General features: G+C 64.3%; 15 protein-coding genes. 7 read left to right on the top strand and 8 right to left on the bottom strand.

The features are described 5' to 3' along the window. Positions 1-131: 131 nt before the first annotated feature. The 4 genes from SB749_RS04215 to SB749_RS04200 all read left to right on the top strand — a co-directional run bounded on the left by SB749_RS04215 (position 132) and on the right by SB749_RS04200 (position 3,949). Entirely contained in the window at positions 132-1,100 is a 969-nt protein-coding gene (locus SB749_RS04215; RefSeq protein WP_410709208.1) for an ABC transporter ATP-binding protein, read from the top strand. A gap of 1 nt (position 1,101) precedes the next feature. Next, entirely contained in the window at positions 1,102-1,947 is an 846-nt protein-coding gene (locus SB749_RS04210) for an ABC transporter permease (RefSeq protein ID WP_410709206.1), read from the top strand. 108 nt (positions 1,948-2,055) lie between these two features. Beyond that, complete coding sequence (locus SB749_RS04205; protein WP_410709205.1) at positions 2,056-3,366, top strand: sensor histidine kinase; 1,311 nt, start codon at positions 2,056-2,058, stop codon at positions 3,364-3,366. After that, complete coding sequence (locus SB749_RS04200) at positions 3,344-3,949, top strand: DNA-binding response regulator (protein WP_410709203.1); 606 nt, start codon at positions 3,344-3,346, stop codon at positions 3,947-3,949. The genes SB749_RS04205 and SB749_RS04200 overlap by 23 nt, the downstream gene beginning before the upstream one ends. 28 nt (positions 3,950-3,977) lie before the next feature. Here SB749_RS04200 and SB749_RS04195 read toward each other — a convergent pair whose 3' ends face one another. Together SB749_RS04195 and SB749_RS04190 are read right to left on the bottom strand one after the other, a co-directional pair. Beyond that, positions 3,978-5,120 (bottom strand): ABC transporter permease, encoded by a 1,143-nt coding sequence (locus tag SB749_RS04195; protein WP_410709201.1) that lies wholly within the window; start codon positions 5,118-5,120, stop codon positions 3,978-3,980. Then, on the bottom strand, positions 5,117-6,004 hold the full coding sequence (locus SB749_RS04190) for an ABC transporter ATP-binding protein (RefSeq protein WP_410709199.1): 888 nt from the start codon (positions 6,002-6,004) through the stop codon (positions 5,117-5,119). Before SB749_RS04190 ends, SB749_RS04195 begins: the two co-directional genes overlap by 4 nt. Before the next feature lie 336 nt (positions 6,005-6,340). On the opposite strand from SB749_RS04190, the gene SB749_RS04185 reads away from it, so the two are divergent. The 3 genes from SB749_RS04185 to SB749_RS04175 are packed head-to-tail and all read left to right on the top strand — an operon-like array spanning position 6,341 to position 11,167. After that, the gene (locus SB749_RS04185; protein WP_410709198.1) at positions 6,341-8,758 is read left to right on the top strand and encodes a SpaA isopeptide-forming pilin-related protein; all 2,418 of its coding nucleotides are present in this window, start codon (positions 6,341-6,343) and stop codon (positions 8,756-8,758) included. Positions 8,759-8,768: 10 nt separating this feature from the next. Further along, positions 8,769-10,151: a SpaH/EbpB family LPXTG-anchored major pilin gene (locus tag SB749_RS04180; RefSeq protein ID WP_410709196.1), complete on the top strand. Its 1,383-nt coding sequence runs from the start codon at positions 8,769-8,771 to the stop codon at positions 10,149-10,151. Beyond that, the gene (locus SB749_RS04175; RefSeq protein WP_410709195.1) at positions 10,148-11,167 is read left to right on the top strand and encodes a class C sortase; all 1,020 of its coding nucleotides are present in this window, start codon (positions 10,148-10,150) and stop codon (positions 11,165-11,167) included. The genes SB749_RS04180 and SB749_RS04175 overlap by 4 nt, the downstream gene beginning before the upstream one ends. Here SB749_RS04175 and SB749_RS04170 read toward each other — a convergent pair. From SB749_RS04170 to SB749_RS04145, 6 genes are all read right to left on the bottom strand, one after another. Then, positions 11,139-13,817 carry a helix-turn-helix transcriptional regulator gene (locus tag SB749_RS04170; RefSeq protein WP_410709194.1) on the bottom strand — a complete coding sequence of 893 codons (2,679 nt, stop codon included), beginning with the start codon at positions 13,815-13,817 and terminating at the stop codon, positions 11,139-11,141. The genes SB749_RS04175 and SB749_RS04170 overlap by 29 nt on opposite strands. A 190-nt stretch (positions 13,818-14,007) precedes the next feature. Further along, positions 14,008-14,664, bottom strand: coding sequence for a response regulator (locus tag SB749_RS04165; RefSeq protein WP_410709193.1), 657 nt, complete (start codon positions 14,662-14,664; stop codon positions 14,008-14,010). Beyond that, a complete protein-coding gene (locus SB749_RS04160; protein WP_410709192.1) occupies positions 14,661-16,136 on the bottom strand; it encodes a sensor histidine kinase in 1,476 nt (491 codons plus the stop codon). The genes SB749_RS04165 and SB749_RS04160 overlap by 4 nt, the downstream gene beginning before the upstream one ends. Positions 16,137-16,237: 101 nt before the next feature. Then, positions 16,238-16,828: a class I SAM-dependent methyltransferase gene (locus tag SB749_RS04155; RefSeq protein WP_410709191.1), complete on the bottom strand. Its 591-nt coding sequence runs from the start codon at positions 16,826-16,828 to the stop codon at positions 16,238-16,240. Positions 16,829-16,871: 43 nt separating this feature from the next. Then, positions 16,872-17,759 (bottom strand): anti-sigma factor domain-containing protein, encoded by an 888-nt coding sequence (locus SB749_RS04150; RefSeq protein ID WP_410709190.1) that lies wholly within the window; start codon positions 17,757-17,759, stop codon positions 16,872-16,874. Further along, positions 17,756-18,418: a sigma-70 family RNA polymerase sigma factor gene (locus SB749_RS04145; RefSeq protein ID WP_410709188.1), complete on the bottom strand. Its 663-nt coding sequence runs from the start codon at positions 18,416-18,418 to the stop codon at positions 17,756-17,758. The genes SB749_RS04150 and SB749_RS04145 overlap by 4 nt, the downstream gene beginning before the upstream one ends. Between the last annotated feature and the right edge of the window lie 61 nt (positions 18,419-18,479).

Genomic DNA, 18,479 nt, shown 5'->3' with positions numbered 1-18,479 from the left:
TTATTGATTGGGCAATTCTCTGCCGAGTCATTTGCAGCGTCTTGTCGGTGGCCAACTGATGACAAATGGCACCCCCGCCTCGGTGACAAATGGCATCTGCTCACACGTCCGCTGATTTCTAGTCTGTGGCTATGACTTCACAGACAACGACTCACACAGCCCCTCCGACCCGGACGACCGCCGCGACCCCCGCAGCGGTCAGCCTGAACCACCTGACCAAGAGCTTCGGCGATCTGACAGCCGTCGACGGCCTCGACCTCGACATTCGCGCCGGTGAAGTCGTCGCCTTCCTCGGACCCAACGGGGCCGGCAAGACAACGACGATCGACATGCTCCTCGGCCTCAGCCGACCCGATGAGGGATCGGTCGAGATCTTCGGAATGCCGCCTCGGCGAGCGGTCGCCCTCGGGCTCGTCAGCTCCGTGATGCAGACCGGCGGTCTGCTCGATGACCTCACCGTCCGCGAAACCGTCGACTACACCTCGGCGATCTTCGCCTCCTCCCTCAGCACGGACCTCGTCCTCGAGCGCGCCGGAATCACCGACATCGCCGACTCCGTGGTGAAGAAATGCTCGGGCGGGCAGAAGCAGCGGCTGCGCTTCGCCATGGCTCTGCTGCCGGACCCCGCGCTCATCGTCCTCGATGAACCGACAACAGGAATGGACGTCACCGGACGCCGCGATTTCTGGCACCAGATGCGCGCCGACGCTCTGACGGGCAAGACGATCCTCTTCGCCACCCACTACCTCGAAGAGGCCGATGAATTCGCCGACCGCGTCGTCCTCGTCGCGGACGGACGGATCGTCGCCGACGGACCCGCCCACGAGATCCGCGGCATGACCGCCGCGAAGACCGTGAGCGCAACCTTGCCGATGACCGACGACACCACCGCCGAGGTGGGCGTCAGCGAACTCCTCGACCTCCTCGGCGGACTGGCCGGTGTCGAATCCATCGACGTCGCTGCCAGACGTCTGAAGATGCGCACCACAGACTCGGATGCAGCCGCGAAGATGCTCTTCGACAACGCGTGCACCGACCTCGAGATCACCTCCCATTCCCTTGAAGACGCCTTCATCAGCCTCACCTCGAAAGGAGCCTGACATGTCCGTCCACACCGAAACCCAGCACACCGGAACCGGCACTGACACCGAATCCCGCACGGCCGCCTCGGCGACGTTCCTCACGTCATTGGAGAACCGACGGGTGCCCCGCCTCGGCGGATTCTCTGCCACCCTCCTGCGCCTCGAACTGCTGCGAAAGCTGCGCAATCGGCGCACCATGATCTTCACGATGATCATGCCCGCGGTCTTCTACCTCATCTTCGGGCTGACGAACAAAGGCGAGATGCTCGGGAGCACGGACGCCGCGCTCTACATCTCGGTGTCCCTGGCCACGTACGGGGCGATGATTGCCACGACCACCGGCGGTGCCCAGGTCGCCATCGAACGGGCACTGGGCTGGAGCCGTCAGTTGGCGCTGACCCCCTTGCACCCGGCGGCCTACATCCTCATCAAGGTGATCGTGTCCATGGCGCTCGGCGCGGTGTCCGTCATCGTCGTCTTCGTCCTCGCCGCCGTCACCGGCGTCCACGCTCCGCTGGGCACCCTCATCGCCTCCGGCCTCCTCGTCGTCCTCACCTCCGGGGTCTTCGCGGCCTTCGGCGTCATGCTCGGCTATCTGCTGCCGGCCGAGAACGCGATCCAGGTCGCGAGCATGGTCCTCGGCATCCTCTCGCTCATCGGCGGACTCTTCGTTCCGCTCGAGATCTGGCCCGACACCCTGCAGACCATCGCCCGCTTCACCCCGGCGTACGGAGTCGGCGAAATCGCCCGCGCACCACTGGGCGGGGGTTACGATCATTGGGCGATCGTCAGCGTGATCGTGTGGCTGGGGATCTTCGTGGCAGGTTCGGCCTGGGCCCTGCGTCGCGACACCAAACGGGTGTGAGGCTCGGGTTCCTGCCCCCGGCCACGGCCGCGGTTGAGGCGCCGACCGCGGTCGGGGCACCGACCGCACACTGACCGAGAAATACACAGTGACCAGCGAAGGAGCACAGTGACCGTCGATGATACGACCGACGAGGCGAGGGCGGAGTCCTCGTCTCTCGGCCTGCGTCCGCTGAACTTCATGAGCTGGTTCTTCCCGCTCTTCTGGCTCGTCTTCCTCGTCTACCCGCTCGCCGGGTCGATCCAGCAGGACGGGTCGCAGCGGATCTGGGGCGTGAGCCTCACGGTCCTCTTCGCGGCCGTGTTCTACACCGGCATGATCGCCGGCGGCATCGGCCTGGGCACCTTCGCCCGCACGAAGCGCAACCCCCATGCCCGCCGCACCCGGCAGGCTCTCATCGTCGTCAACGCCTCCATCGTGGGCCTCATCGTCATCACCGTCGCGGCCGTCCCGATCGTCGGTGAAAACGCGCTGGCGTTCCTCGCCTACATCTCCGTCCTCTCCGTCGTCTCCGTGCAGAAGGTCGTGCCCGGGCTCATCATCGCGGCGTCGACGCTCATCGTCGCCGAGGTGGCCCAACGTCTCGTACCTGGGTGGACTCACGATTGGTCCTCCACCTTCGGGATCTCGATCTCCGGGTTCGCCATGGTCATGGCGCTCATGGCCGGCGACCGGACCCGTGCCGCTAGGGCGGCCGAGGAGGAGAATCGGAGGCTCGAGCGGGAGGCCGAACGGCTGCGCGTGTCCCAAGTCGTCCACGACGTTTTGGGGCATTCGCTCACGGTCATCGCGCTCAAAGCCCAGCTGGCGGCGAAGCTCGAGGCGGCCGGATCCCCGGAGGCGGCTCGGCATATCGCCGAGATCGAAGAACTCGCCCGTGGAGCGCTCGCCGACGTCCGCACCACGGTGCAGGGCACGCGGACGATCTCTCTGGCCGAAGAGCTCGTCGAGGCGACCCGGGCGCTGCGGGCCGCCGACATCCTCGTCGAAGCCCCGACCTCGGTGGACACCGTGGATCCGCGGCTGCGGGAGCTCTTCGCGTGGAGTCTGCGGGAGGGGAGTACGAACATCCTTCGGCATGCCCGTGCCCGCCGAGTCACGATCACGCTTGAGAGGGAACGGCTGACGATGAGCAATGACAACGGTCGCCGCGATGACCCCGCGCACCCGGTCACGGAACTCAACCTCGGCGAGGTGGGTGCTGGTTCGGGACTGCAGGGTCTGCGGAGTCGGGCACGCGCACTCGGTGGGAGTCTGCGAACGCAGCAGACCGACGCTGGTTTCGAACTCATCGTCGTAGGTCCGGATGCGGACCTCGCGCGTCCTCGCGAGGACGCAGGTGGCGGCGAACTCGACGCGGGCGATGCCGATCTCAACGTTGAGAGAGGTGAGATCGGTGACGACGCTGCTCATCGCTGACGACCAGACCATGGTCCGTGAGGCGCTCGCCGCCCTGCTCGGCATGGAAACCGACTTCGAGGTCGTCGCCCAGTGCGCCCGCGGTTCCGAGGTCGTGCCGGCGATCACCGCGGCGCGGCCCGATGTGGCACTGCTCGACGTGGATATGCCCGAACCCGACGGACTCACCGTCGCAGCCACATTGAGAGACGAGTTTCCCGAGGTCAAAGTCATCATCGTCACGACCTACGGGCGGCCCGGTTGGGTCAAACGTGCCCTGGACGCCGGGGTCAGCGGGTTCATGGTCAAGGACGCTCCGGTCGATCACCTCGCCGAGGGGATCCGCCGGGTCATGGCCGGGATGTCGGTCATCGACCCCGAACTCGTCGTCGAATCGACGATGCACGGGGCGTCACCGCTGACCGCGCGGGAGACCGATGTTCTGCGCGCGGCCGCCGACGGGGCGAGCGTCGACGAAGTGGCCGCTCAGCTCTATCTGTCGGCCGGAACCGTGCGGAATCGACTGTCCTCGGCGATCGGGAAGACGAACGCCCGCAACCGCGCCGATGCCGCACGGATCGCCGCGGAGAACGGGTGGCTGTAGGCCTCAGCAGGCTGCAGCACTCGAACGGTCACTTCTTGAGTGCCTGACCCCACGTCAGCTTCGGTCCCGACTTGAGGATCGAGCTCTCGAAGATCCGCGTCGCCAGCAGCAGTGCCAACAGAGTGGTGACAGCGAGAATGAGCAGGGAGACCAGCGGCTCCCACCAGGCGATGGTTCCGAGGAAGACTCGCATCGGCACAGCCACCGCCGCGGAGAACGGAATGTAGGACAGCACAGCCATGACCGTCTCGTTCGACGAGAAGATGATGACGCCCATATACGGCAGGAAGATGAGCATCATGATCGGCGTGCTCGTCGACGGCAGGTCCTCGGTGCGCGAGACCATCGATGCCGCGGCCGCGTAGAGGGCGGCGACCATGACGAATCCGACGATGAAGAGCGGAACGAACCAAGCGATCGGTTCGGCGACCTTGCCCAGAACCAGGTCGTTTCCGCTGATGGCGGCGCCCGCCAGGACTGCAATTGCGGTGAGTCCGATCTGTGCGAAAGCAAGGATCGTACACGCGATGACCTTGCCGAACATGAGCACCCGCGCCGAGGTGGACGCGAGCAGGATCTCCACGATCCGCGACTGCTTCTCCTCCACCACGGACGAAGCGATCGTGTTCCCGAACGTCATCGCCGCCATGAAGAACACCAGGCCGAGGCCGAGCCCGATGAAGTAGGTGAGTGCTGGGTCCGGGGCGTCAGGGTCGAGGAGTTCGACCTCGGGGGTGAGGCTGAGTGCCCCAATGAGAGATTCCGGTGCCGAGCGCAGGGACAGCACCGCGACCCCGGTCGGCGAATCCTCGGATTCGACGACGGCGGATTCGACCTCCTCGGAGGTGATCAGGGCTTTTGCCTCGTCGACATCGGCGACTTGGACGGTCTCGATATCGTCGATTCCCTCGACGGCTTTCGCCCCCGCCGAGGTGACCGCCACCTTGTCCGTGGAGGAGAACAGTGAGGGCAGCGCTCCGGAGACCCCGACGAGGACGCCGAAGAGGACGATGCTCAGGATCGTCGAAACCATGAAAGCCTTCGACTTGAGTCGCACCATGATCTCGCGTTCGATGACGAGCCCGATCGCGGTGGTGAATCCGGCTCGGTTCGTGCCGACTCGGGCCTGGCGGGTGCTGTCGGTCGTGGTGGTCGTGTCGGTGGTGCTCATGACTGTGTGACCTCCTGGAAGAGACGGTTGAGGGCAACGTCGTGTGGGCCGAACGACCTCACCGAGGACACGGTCAGCGCTTGGCGCAGGACCGCCTCGGCGGCATCGGCATTCGGGGCGGTGAACCGGGCCCAATTGCCGTCGAGTTCGACGACGGAGATGTCGGGCAGGCCGCGTACCCAGCCGAGGTCCGCATCGGTCTGCAGCGTCCACTCGGGCAGGCTGCGTTGGCGGCGCAGCTCCGTGGTGGTGCCGGCGGCGACGAGGCAGCCGTCATTGATGATGACGAGGTCGTCGACGAGGCGTTCGACGAGGTCGAGCTGATGACTGGAAAAGAGGACCGGGGCGCCGGAGGAGGCAAAGTCGGTGAGGACGCCCAGGGTGCGTTCGACGGCTGCGGGGTCGAGTCCGGAGAACGGTTCGTCGAGGACGAGCGCCTGCGGGCCGTGGATGAGAGCCGCGGCGATCTGGACCTTCTGCTGGTTGCCGAGGCTGACCGATTCGAGGGTGTCGGTGGGTTCCCCCTTGAGTTCGAGCTGTTCGAGGAGGTCGAGGCCGCGCTTCTTCGCTGCCTGACGTGTGAGGCCGTGGAAGCGGGCGAGGTAGACGAGCTGATCGATGATCGGCATCTTCGGGTAGAGGCCGCGTTCCTCGGGCATATAGCCGATCGCGCCGCGGTGGTCGGCGGTGATGGGGTCGCCGTCGACGAGGACGCGCCCGGAGTCTGCGGCCAGCACCCCGAGGAGGATCCGCATGGTCGTGGTCTTGCCGGACCCGTTCGAGCCGACGAAGCCGGTCATCCGGCCGTCGCCGATGTCGAAGCTGAGGTCGTGCAGCACCTGCTTGTCGCCGAAGCTGCGGTTGATGTTCTCCAAGGTGATCATGTCTCAACGCTATGTGGAGACCGGCGTGAGCGGATCAGCCTTGAGGGTGAATTCGAGCTTCTACCTGCGGGGGAGGCCGGCGGTGGGCCGGCGTCTTTGTAGTTGAAAAGCAAACTACTGAGTAGTCGAAACCGAAACTACTCAGATGGTCGCGGACTACTCGAATACTGCTGAAGGGCAGGGTCTGAGCAATGAAGTTGAGCCTGCGATTCCATAGCTTGGAGGAGTTCGACCAGCTCCTCTCTCCCATCCCCGAAATCGATCGCACTTCGTCGTGCGCGCTCGGGGACCCGAAGCGAGCTGAAACACCTTGCTCGACTTCGAAATGAGGAATGTATGACCCGGTTAGGTCTGCGCGTGCGCGACTGGTGGGCTGCACTCACTGCTGTGCTCATGGTTGCCGCCGGCGGTGCCATCGTGCTGCCGACTGCTCCGGTCCAGGCGGCTCCACTTGGTGCTCAGCAGTCCACTCCGACGGCGAAGGCCCAGGCAGCATCCCACAATCTCAGCTGTGAGCCGGGCGTCGTCTATTCGGTGTCTCGGACGGGACAGCTACGGAAGATCGTCAGCGGTTCTTCGTCTCCAGTTGGCTCCCCGGCCTCCGGCGTCAACAACTTCAACGGCCTCGGCATTGGAGTCGGTGTAGATGGCAATTCGGTGTTCGCAGTCGAACGTACCTCTAGCAGCGGTTACAACATTGGCGCAAGAGTGTATGTGCTCAATGTTGGCACTGGCGCGTGGTCTTCCACGAACGCATCAATCGGGGACACTGGAACCAATTTGGTCGCAGGAGCGGTTGATCTGAAGAGCGGAACTTACTATTTCGGAGGCTTTACAAGTACCCGTACCCAGTTCAAGATATTCCGTTTCAACGAGTCCTCTTCTTCAGTGAACTATGTCGGATGGATCGATACGAATGCCTATTCGCAGGATTCTGCTAATGGAGACATGGCATTTGACTCGAGCGGCAATCTTCTCGTTGTCCGAGGGACCACCGATTACACGACCGTGTTCTCGGTGACGCAAGCCAATCTCGCAGGAGCCGCAGGGGGAAAAATTCCCTCAGCAATGTCGACGCGAAAGCGCACGAACTCAAACGTTAACGGAGTGGCGTTTGACGCGGATGGAAAGGCCTATCTCGGTACTCAGACGGACATCGTCAAATATGCCATGCCGGGGTGGAACAGTGAAGGAACGTTCGCCAGTGGCAGTTGGGGCAGCACTGACCTCGCATCTTGTTCTGCGCCGACGACGATCACCCTTCAAAAGGATGTCGTGGGAGCACGGGCAAAAGCTGACGATCAGTTCGAGCTTCGGCTTGAACAGGAGGGTGCGGAGCTTGGCAAGGCAGTGACAGAGGGCACCAAGCTTGGTCTTCAAGAAGAGATTGTCGGACCATTGCCGACCGGGGTCGGTGAGGAGCTGACGCTGTCAGAATCTGGAACGGGTGCGACGGACCTGCATGACTACGAAAGCAGCTATTCGTGTGCGGTCAAGGGCTCTGCGACTTTCGCGAAGGCGAGTGCAAGCTCGGGAACGGTCACCATTCCCACGAACGCCAAAGGCAAAGAGGTCGTCTGTACCATCATGAACTCGCCTCTGACCGCAAATGTCTCGATCCACAAGGACGTCGTCGACGAGAACGGTGAGAACAAGAAGCCGGGCAAGGACTGGACAGTTGGCGCGAAAGCGACAGCCACGACCGACTCGGTGACCGCAAATCCCACGGCCGCCACGAAGAAGACTGATTCCAACGGCGACGCGAAGTGGGGATTGAAGTTCTCGAAGACCACTGGTCGGGCCACAGTCGCGATCTCCGAAACGCAGCAGGACGGATTCGAGTTCAAAGAGGGCTCGTGCAGCATCACCCATATCGACGGGTCGAAGGACACGAAGAAGCTCACCAGCGACAAGAGCACCGACCTCACCGGAATCAAACCGGGCGACACCGTCGACTGCACCTACGTCAACAAGGTCAGCGACACCGCACTGACCCTGGTGAAGAAGGTCGACAACAAGGCCGCCGCCGGCACTGCCAAGGACACCGACTGGACGCTCAAGGCCGCCGGTGACGTAGCCGCGGGCAATAAGACGATCGAAGGCAAAACCGGATCGTCCGAAGTCACGAAGGCCAAGGTCAAGGCGGGCAAGTACGCCCTCTCCGAAACCGGAACCCCGAAGGGCTACGAAGCCTCCGACTGGGTGTGCAAACCGACCTCTGGTTCCGGAGTCGTCACCTCTGACAAGAGCTCCGTGACCCTGAAGTCCGGCGACGACGTCACCTGCACCATCACGAACACCGCAAAGACCGGCGCCGTGACCTGGGGCAAGACCAACGAATCAGGCAACGACCTCAAGGGATCGGTGTGGACTCTCACCGGACCCGACGGAGCCGAACTCACAATCGAGGACTGCGCAGCCGCCTCGGCGAGCGAATGCACCGGACAGGACAAAGACCCAGCAGCAGGGAAATTCTCGGTCACCGGCCTCAAATGGGGCGACTACAAGCTGACGGAGAAGAAGGCCCCGGCCGGATACATCCTCGACGACACACCACACACGTTCACGGTCTCCGGATCCGAGCTCGACAAGTCGCTCGGGTCGTACACCAACGAGCAGAAGCCCCAGGTGGCGCTGCCGCTCACGGGCGGAACCGGAAGCCAGATCTACCTCATCGGTGGAGCAGCTCTGCTCGCAGCCGCCGGTGCCATCGCACTTCTCAAGGGCCTGCGCCGCAGGAACCGGAAGCACTGAAAGGGAAACAATGAAAAACAGGAAACTGGGTCTTCTGCGGCGTCTGACCGCGGTGGCCGCGATCGCCTCGCTGAGCGTGCTCGGCATGGCCGGCACGGCGCAGGCCGATAGCAATGTGGGCAACATCGACACCGGACGCTCCGGCTCGATCATCGTCCACAAGTACGACGGTGCCTACGGTACCGACGGTGGTGACGGCTCGGTGAAGACCGACACCTCGAACCTCGGCACCCCGCTCGACGGCGCCGAGTTCACGGTCAAGCAGGTCACGGCCAAGGGTGGCCAGGCCATCGACCTGAAGACCCCTGAAGGCTGGGACCTCATCAGCGGGCTCAAGGCCTCCGAGGTCAAGGCCGGTGGATTCTCGCTGGGCAACGGCGTCGCGAAGACCACCGCAAACGGCGGACTCGCGACCTTCGAAGGTCTGCCCCTCGGCCTCTACCTCGTGGAAGAGACCAAGGCTCCGACGAACGCGACCTCGACCACGGATCCGTTTCTCGTCACGCTGCCGCTGTCGCAGTCGAGCGGCAAATGGCTCTATGACGTCAACGTCTACCCGAAGAACTCGGTGAACAAGACGCAGCCAACGAAAGAGGTCTCGAACCCCTCGGCACCCGTCATCGGTTCGACCGTTGACTGGAAGATCACCGCACCGATTCCCGAAGCGAACAACGGATTCAAGAAGTTCTCGATCGTCGACCAGGTCGACTCGCGCCTGGAATATGTCTCGGCCAAGGTCGCCGGTTTCACCGCAGGCACCGACTACACGATCGATGAAAGTGGTCAGAAGATCACTATCAACTTCACCAAGGTCGGCCTCGGCAAGCTCACGTCCGGGCAGAAGGTCGTCGCCACGATCACCACGAAGGTCACCTCTCAGGGTGACGGCTCCATCGAGAACACCGCGCTCGTCAACACCAACGATTCGACCGTCGAGACCCCGGCCGTGAGCACGAACTGGGGCTCGCTGCAGATCATCAAGCATGTCGCCGGCGACAAGGCACACACCCTCGCCGGAGCCGAGTTCGACATCTTCTCCGACAAGGACGGCCAGAACAAGGTCGCCTCGGTCAAGACTGCAGCTGACGGCACCGTTTCGATCACCCTGTGGGTCGGCAACAACGACGTCACTGAGAAGAAGTACTGGGTCAAGGAGACGAAGGCTCCGACCGGCTACATCCTCGACGACTCACTCAACGAGGCGACCGTGAAGGCCGGCGCCACCACTGCGGCTGTCAAGTACGAGTTCGCCAACACTCAGCAGGGCCACCCCGAGCTGCCGCTGACCGGTGCTGACGGCAAGCTGCTCGCGATGATCGCCGGAATCGGCCTCATGCTCATCGCCGGCGGTGCAGGCATCGTCGCAGCCAACCGCCGTAAGAACCAGGTGTGACCCACTCACCTGAGGGCAGGCATTCCACCAAGACTGCCGTGCCGGGCACGTCCACGCGGCGTCCGTCCACCGACGGGCGCCGCTGGCGCGTGCCCATCCTCTCCCTCGTCATCGCGCTCATCGCCCTGACCGGTTTGGGCATCTGGACGTACCCGAGTGCGGCGGCGTGGTTCTCTCAGCTCGACCAGTCGAAGATCATCGACAACTCAGCGGGGGTGACCGAAGGCGACAAGGCCGAGAACGCACGTCAGATCGCGCTCGCCCACAAGTACAACCAGGCCCTCGAGTCCGGTGCGCAGCTGGAGTCGAACCACCGTCTGCCTTCGGGGAAAGGCACCTCGGCAGCCGGTGCTCCGGCGTACGAGGATGTGCTCGACGACGGTGGACCCGGTGTGATGACCCGTCTGCGGATCCCCTCCATCGATGTGGACCTGCCCGTCTACCACGGCACCGACGACGCGACCCTGCTCAAAGGTCTCGGCCATCTCGAAGGGACCAGTCTGCCCGTCGGAGGGGACGGCACCCATTCGGTCATCACCGGACACCGAGGACTCGCCGATGCGACGATGTTCACGAACCTCGACAAGGTGGGCAAGGGCGATCGCTTCACACTCACGACCTTCGGCCAGGTGCTCAGCTACCAGGTCGTGCGTACTCAGGTCGTCGACCCTGACGAGACCGAATCACTGGGCACGATCTCCGATCGTGACCTCGTCACTCTCGTGACGTGCACGCCGCTGGGCATCAACTCCCAGCGGATCCTCGTCACCGCCGAACGTGTCTATCCGACGCCTGCGGCCGACCAGGAATCAGGACTCGCCGAATCCGACCTGCCCGGCTTCCCCCGGTGGATCGTCATTATGGCTGCCGGCTTCCTGGCCGCGGGTTTCTACGTCTGGTGGTCGGGCCGCCCGGTCCGCCCGAAGGGCGAGAAACCGAAGACCGATACCCCCGCCGAGGCGGACGCTCAGTCCCGTACGAAGAGGGTTAAGCCTTCGCGCGGCTCACGGCATTGATTCGGCCGGTGTCGCGGAGCTTGAGCATCTGCTTCGGGATATCGCGGCGCCGTTCGGCACCGAGCTTCGCTCGAGCCTGCAGCACATGCGATTCGACCGTGCGCACCGACAGGACGAGGCGCTGACTGATCTGCACATTCGTCAGCCCCTCAGCGACGAGCCGGCACACCTCGAGCTCTCGGTCGGTCAAAGTGACGGACGGAGCCGCGGCATCGGAGATCGCGGTGTCCTCGCGCGGCTGCGGATCTTCCGGAGGCGTGACCGCTCTCTGCCGCAGCGCATCGAGCGCCTCACCGGCCACGCGTGCACGGGAACTGAGCCGCTGACTGAGGAACAGTGCCCTGGCCTCGGCGAAGGCGTGGCGGGCGGCACCCCGGTAGCCGACGGACCGCAGTTCCAGACCGGCGGTCAGGAGCGCCTCGGCGTCCTCATCGGCCGATGCATCGAGGTGCCGGCGTGCGGCGCGCGGTCCGGGCAGATTCAGGTCGGCGGATTCGTCGGGAAGGCTCGCCAGCGCCTCGGCGGCGGTGATGGTGCCGTCGAGGAACCGCGCATGAGCGAACACGGTATGCATCCATGCAGGCATCGGTCCCGGATTCGTCGCCCCGGGTCCCAGTAGGAAGGCAGCCAAGCCGTCGTGGAAGCGATAGCCCTGCGCGGGAAGCGAGACATCGCCCGACGTCGGGCGATAGTACGGGGCGTTGCTGCGCTGCCACCGTCCAAGGGTGTCGCGCAATCCCCATCCCACCGCCAGCAGTGCCGGGGTGACAGTGGCTGCGACGGCCTCATAGTCCCGTGCGGCCAGATCGGTCTCTCCGTCGAGCAGGCGCTGGATGCCGATGCACCAGGAGGCCGTTGCATTCAGCTGCCAGCCGCAGTGGGTGGAGGCCCCGCTCGCGGCTTCCAACAGTTTGCGGGTGATGAGTTCCGATCGCTGCGGTTCGATCCCGGCCAGCAGACAGTTCACCGTCGCTCCGACCATGAAATACCAGGCCATGGTGTACGTGAAACCCGACAGTGACCTGGGGTTGGCCCCGGTGAGTCCGACGTAGTATTCGTAGCCTTCCTTGGCGGCTGCGATGAGTGCCTCTGCGTTGTCCGTCTTGAGGTGATACTGGCACAGAGCCGCATATGCGGCGAAGCGCAGAGCATGTGGCGCTGACTGCGAATCGGCGACCGCGCGAGCGTCCTCGAGGCGGGTCATCCCGCTCCCGGCGAACGAGGTGACGAGGTTCGCGATACCCGGAATGACCGGATCGACTTCGTCTCGCAGGTGGTCGGTCCACCACTGGGGAAGTTCGGGTTCACCCGCAAGCGCCGCAGCGGCCGTGAAGAGCAGCTCGAACAGAACCGATTCGCGCTCGCAGCCCAGAGGTCCGTGCTCGACACCGGTTCTGATGAGGGCGATCGCTCCGACCCGATCGCCGCTCAAGAGTCGGGCCGTGATCGTCTGCAACTCCCATTCGAGCAACCACGGTGCATCGTTCCTGGCCACATCCTCAACCAGGTGGAGCATGATCGTCGCCTCCAAGGGATCGCCGAGGCGGTTGAGGGTGCGTGCCGCTTTGAGCAGGAGCACCGCATCGGAGCGGTCGATCTCGCGGCCCGCACTGATGACATCACGAGCCAGACCGATCTCCGCGGCTTCACCGACCGGATAGCCGGCTTTCCACAGGATCGCGAGCCGACGGTTGAATTTCTCCTCGTCCGTGGAATCGGCCTCTCCGATGAGTTGGTTGGCCATGGCATCGATGTGCAGGGGCGGGACCGCCACGGACGGCTGACCGCTGACCTCGAACTCTCGGGCCAGACGCAGGTCGATCAGACGAGAGACGGCCGAATCCCCGAAGAGCTGTTTCGCCGTTCGGGTGGGCATGGGGCTGAGATCGCCGAGGCGGCGAGCGGCGATGAGTGTGGAATCAGGCATCCGCGGATACAGCGGAGCAAGTCGCGACAGCACCCTGGTGCCGAAGAACGGCGTATCGAAGCTGGCGTGCGGGTAGTGGCGGGGAACTCGATCTGGGTCCTCTTCCGCCCAGGCGACGAGATCGGCCGCGACCAATGGCCTGCCCCCGCACAGCGCCGCCAAAGTGCGCAGCTGCAGGTCATCGAGTGGAGTCGTCGCAGACAGTCCCGCCACGAGTGCCATGGATTCGCTGCCTGTGAGCGGCGCCAGATCGATGCGATCGACTTCACCGGCGCTCCAGCTCATGGCGATCTGCTTGAGCACACTGTTGCCGCCCTGATGGACCGTGCGCAGAAGATCACCATCGACGAGGTAGGCCACCGGTACTCGAGAGACGTGTATAGCCTGGTCGATCACGGACGCGGTGTCGTCCGTGAGCAGGTGGGCCCCGCTCATGATCCTCGGTCCACCGCTGAGCCTGCTGGCGTCGACGAACTCCGCGACCTCCTCGGCGGTGGTGTGGGCACTGATCCGCAGCAGGGACTCATCGGTACGACCAAGAGCAACGGCCAGCGATCGTCCGAAATCCAGGGCGCCGTCGCCGGTCAGACAAACCACGATGACAGAGCGGCCGGAGCGGAGCAGATCGAGGATCTGATTCGATTCTCGGCTGCGCGTCGGCGCCAAATGCACAAGACGGTCGTAGGCGGGGTCGACGGGGACGAAATCGTCCGAGCTGTGCATCGGATGCTACCTTTCCGGTCGTCGCAGTGACACAGCCAAGGGGGACTAGCTGTGATGCGTCGGTTCGACCGTGAACGCAGTGGTGGGGTCAGGTGGGGGAGTGACGGACGACCGGATGGCTGTCCGATGACCCATATAATACTCCCGTTGTTGTCATGGTCTTGCCTGTTGGGACGCCGGGATTACGGTCTCAGCCCCCGACCTTCGCGATTCCATGCTCGTAGGCCCAGATCACGGCGTGGATGCGATCGCGGATGCCGAGCTTCGACAGCAGGTTCGACACGTGGGTCTTCACGGTCGCCTCACCGACGAAGAGATTTCCGGCGATCTCGGAATTGCTGGCCCCCGTTGCCACCAGCCTCAGCACCTCGAGCTCGCGGTCGGTGAGGTGCTCGAGTTCCGGGGCGCTGGGTGCCGCCGGTTCCGGGGTCGACACTGACCTTTCGATGACCCGGCGCGTGACCTCGGGGGAGAGCAGGCCGTCTCCGGCGGCCAAGGCGGTCACTGCGTCGATGAGCTGCTCGGCCTCGGCGGTTTTGAGAAGGAACCCGCTGGCACCAGCGGCCAGAGCCCGAAACAGAAAGTCGTCGCGGTCGAAGGTCGTGAGCATGAGGACGGCTCCGGCAGCACCGCGGCGAACGATCTCCTCTGTCGCCTCGAGCCCATCCATGACAGGCATCTGCACGTCCATGCAGATGACATCGGGAGATAATTCGAGTGCCCTGTCGATGGCGATCTGCCCGTTCTCGGCCTCACCGACGACCTTGATGCCGTCTTCGGATTCGAGGATTGTACGGAAGCCAGTGCGGACCATCGATTGGTCGTCGACGAGGAGGACTCGGATCATGTGGATGCCTTCGCTGAATTGTCGGGGCGGTTGTGGGTCTCCGGAGCTGGATCGTCAGAAGAAGCCGTGTCGTCCGGGCAGACAGTGCTGCGCGGGTAAGGGATGCGAGCACGGACGAGCCAACCGCCGCGTGACTTCGGGCCGGCTTCGAGGCTGCCGCCGAGGGCGCTCATCCTCTCCCGCATACCGACGATGCCCAATCCCAGTCCTTCGCTCTGAGTTCGTCCCTCGGCTTGGGGCCGGGCACCAGCGGAAACAGACGTGGCCGCACCGCCTGTCGGGCGAGAATCACTGACCTCGACCTCGAGGTCGGTGCGACCGTAGCGCAGCCGTACGTCCACCTCGGCGCCGGCGCCCGCGTAGCGAGAACAGTTGGTCAGGGATTCCTGAATGACGCGATAGATCGACATCTCGGTGATCGGAGTGAGTGGGCGAGGCTCCCCGATCGTCGCGTACTCGACCGTTTGGTCGAATCGTCGGGCCGATTCGATGAGTTCCGGGAGATCGCCGAGGCTGGGGTTGCCCTTCGTTGATGCCGCCGTCCCATTGTCGGCGGGAAGGTCCGCCGCCTGGCCTCCCGGAGCGGTCGCGTTGTCCGTGGCCGCCGTGTCGTCGGTCGCCGAGTCCGTATCACGCAGTGTGTAGACGAGGGCGCGGAGTTCGTCGACGGTCTCGCGGGTCGAGGATTCGATGACCTGGAGCGATTCCTTGGCTTTGGCGGGGTTCTTCTCAAGGCTGCGACGTGCGGCAGCGGCGTGGATTCCGACCCCGGCGATATGGTGGGCGACTCCATCGTGGAGTTCCCTTGCGATGCGTACGCGTTCGAGGTCGAGAGCCTGCCGGGTCAGTTGCTGCTCCTGCTCACGCACCTCCGCGTTGGCCGCGCGAAGGTCAGCCATGAGACGTCGTTGTCTCCACGCGCGATTGCCGAAGATCCATCCTCCTCCGAAATAGGCGACGTTCGTCAGAAGGTTCACCCCGACAGCAGCGGCGATCTGGAGTACTGACATGTTCTCGACCGCCTGGAACTGGAAGGACATCGACAGCACGGCATACACAAAAATCGAAATGCACAGCAGCAGTCGCGAAATGAAGGCCTTGCGGCGATCGGCCTGCCATGCGCCGATCGAATAGAGGCCCATAAACAGTGCGATTTGGGAAACGGCCGGTTCCAAAGCACTGAGGACCTGCGCTGCGACGTAGATGGCTGCTTGGATCCATGCGACCTGGCTGGGGAATCGACGACGGTAGATCAGAGGTACCGCTACTGCCGCCGATGCCAAACACGCCGCCCACAGGGGAGCCTTGAACGGCCATTGCCCGGTGGCGTAGTAGAGGCATGAGAAGATCATCGATCCCGCCGCGAGCGCCGCGACGATCCAGAGATCGGCCCGCGTTGGGTTGCGGTTCTCGGCCGACGAACCTGCCATTGAGCTTGCCGTTCGAGGGTTTCCCGCCTGTTCCTCCGTCATCCTTCCAGCTTAGACAGTGCCGTGTGCTGCCGGTATCCGCCGCAGTGGGGATTTCGCGACGCGTTACTCCCACGGGTGGTGGAACAGATGAACCGACGTTCTCAGTCCCGCTTTTCAGCGACGACGACGGCCAGGTCCCGGTGCTGCCAGTGCACGCGGGTGGTCAGCTCCGCCTCGGCGAACCAGGTCAGCTGCTCCTCGAGGGAGCTGGGCGTGTCGTCGACCCAATCGATCGGTGTGACGACGTCCGCCGGATCGGCGGGCACGATGAGGTCACCGAGGACGAACCTCCCGCCGGAATCGAGCACCGCCGCGATGCGGGCGAAGAGGTCGGCCTTGCCGGGGCCGTCGAGATGATGGACGGAGAGCGTGGACATGACCAGGTCGAACGGCCCCTTCGGCAATGATTCTTCGAGGCGGCCCAGCTGCAACCGGGTGCGTTCCGGGTCAAGGGTCGACTCGGCAGCGGAGAGCATCTCGGAACTCGCGTCGATGCCGAGCAGCTCGGCCTCCGGGAGTGCCTCGAGGACGCGCTGTGCTGTCAGTCCGCTGCCGACGCCCAGATCGAGGATTGACCTCGGTGCCCCGGTGGCCGCCGCAGCTGCCACCTCGGTCTGCAGGCGCGGGTAATCGGGGATCTCCTCGGCCATGAGCGCCAGGTAGGTCTCCGGATCCCACTCGAAATCGGACATGTCAGCTCCTTCGCCGGTGCGACGAAGCCTACTCCTCGCGGCCCTACAGGTCGATGGCGACGATCGGATCCGTGGTCGGCTGCTTCGAACCGCCCTCGGGTTCGACGGTGATACCGAAGACGCTGCCGTCGGTGAACTTTTCGCCGGTGATGGTCACCGGCTCATCCGCCATCAGGCCGGCGTTTTCCGGGCCGTCGGCACCGATGACCCACATCTGCATCGACTTTCCGGCCGGTGGCTGTCCGATGTCTTTGGGGCTGAGGCGGATGAGCTGCTCGCTCTTGGAAGAGAGAACAGTGACAGAGCCGCCCTCGGGCAGCTTCTCGGTGTGCGTACGCAGATCACTGGCCTCCATGAGACGGGCAGAATCATCCAACTGCTGCTGAGTCGCGGCCAGCTCCTCTTCCAGGGCGTTCTGCCGCTGTTGCTGCTGCCAGAGGGTCCCGCCGAGACCGGCGGCGACAACGATCGCGGCCGCGGCCGCGACCCACGGCAACCAGGAGATGCGGCGAGGCTGTGGATCTCCTGCGCCTTCAGCGCGGGGGTCGGGCCTGCGTGCCTCTCGATGGTCGCTCAGCGACGTCGGTGCCGGCTGAGGATCGTTGGAGGCATCAGCGGCGATGGGCGGAGCCGAGGTCTCACCGGCCGGTGGGGCCTTCGCCTCGGCGGCTGACGACGTCTCCGGAGTCGGTTCCTGTGCCGGCTCCTGGGCGTGGTTCTCGGGGATCGACAGAATCGTCTCACGAGTCGAGGAGCTGACCTCGACTGGTTCATCGGACTCGGCTGCTTCGGCCATGACGTCGGAATAGGAAGCGACCTCAGCGCGGAAGTCGGCATCGGACTCGGCAAGTGCCTGAGCCTCGGCGAGCTCGGAGTCGCTCAGCCCGCCCAAGGCCAGGCCGGCGGCCAGATAATCACGATCGGTGCTCATCGACTCGCCTCCAACTCGTCTCGCAGCTTCTTCATTCCGTCTCTGATCCGTGACTTGATGGTACCCAGCGGCACCTTGAGATCCTCCGAGATCTGAGCGTGGGTCAGACCCTGATAGAAGGCCATGACGATCGGCGTGCTCTGTTCCTCGGGGAGGATCTTCAACGCGGAGACCGTGCGGTCCGACTCCGCCCGATCGATCACGGTCTGCTCGACTCCCTCAGCCGCCTCGGCGGAGGTGCGCAGCCCGTCGGCGAAGTCACGGTCCTGCTGGGACTGAACGCTGCGCACACAGTCGATGGCCCGTCTGCGACACAGGGTGACCAGCCATGCCCTGCCCGTTCCCCGGGCCGGGTCGAAGCCCGAACACCGCGTCCACACCTCGGTGAAGCATTCCTGCAGGACCTCCTCGGCGAGTGATCGGCTCTTGACGATCCGGAGGATCACGGCCATGAGGATGCGCGATTGGGTGGTGAAGAGTTCGTCGAACGCGGACCGATCGCCTGCAGCGATCCGCAGCAGCAGCTCACCGCTGGGATCCGATGCGGTGGCCGCTACCGCCGAGGCGATTCCGGCGTCGGCAACGGCCGGTGGGTGGTTCTCCTGCCGATCGGACCCCGGGGGTCCGTGCCGAAACGCCGTCGGATCGTCTGAACTCATTGACCAATCATGTCATCCCTCGGACTGCGCGTCGTGCCGAGTCCAGGGGGCAGGGGAAGAC

The organism is Brevibacterium sp. SIMBA_078 (assembly GCF_046534565.1).
Taxonomy (GTDB): domain Bacteria; phylum Actinomycetota; class Actinomycetes; order Actinomycetales; family Brevibacteriaceae; genus Brevibacterium.
The sequence above is the reverse complement of the archived record's forward strand: the minus strand, read 5'-3'. Positions and strand labels throughout refer to the sequence as shown.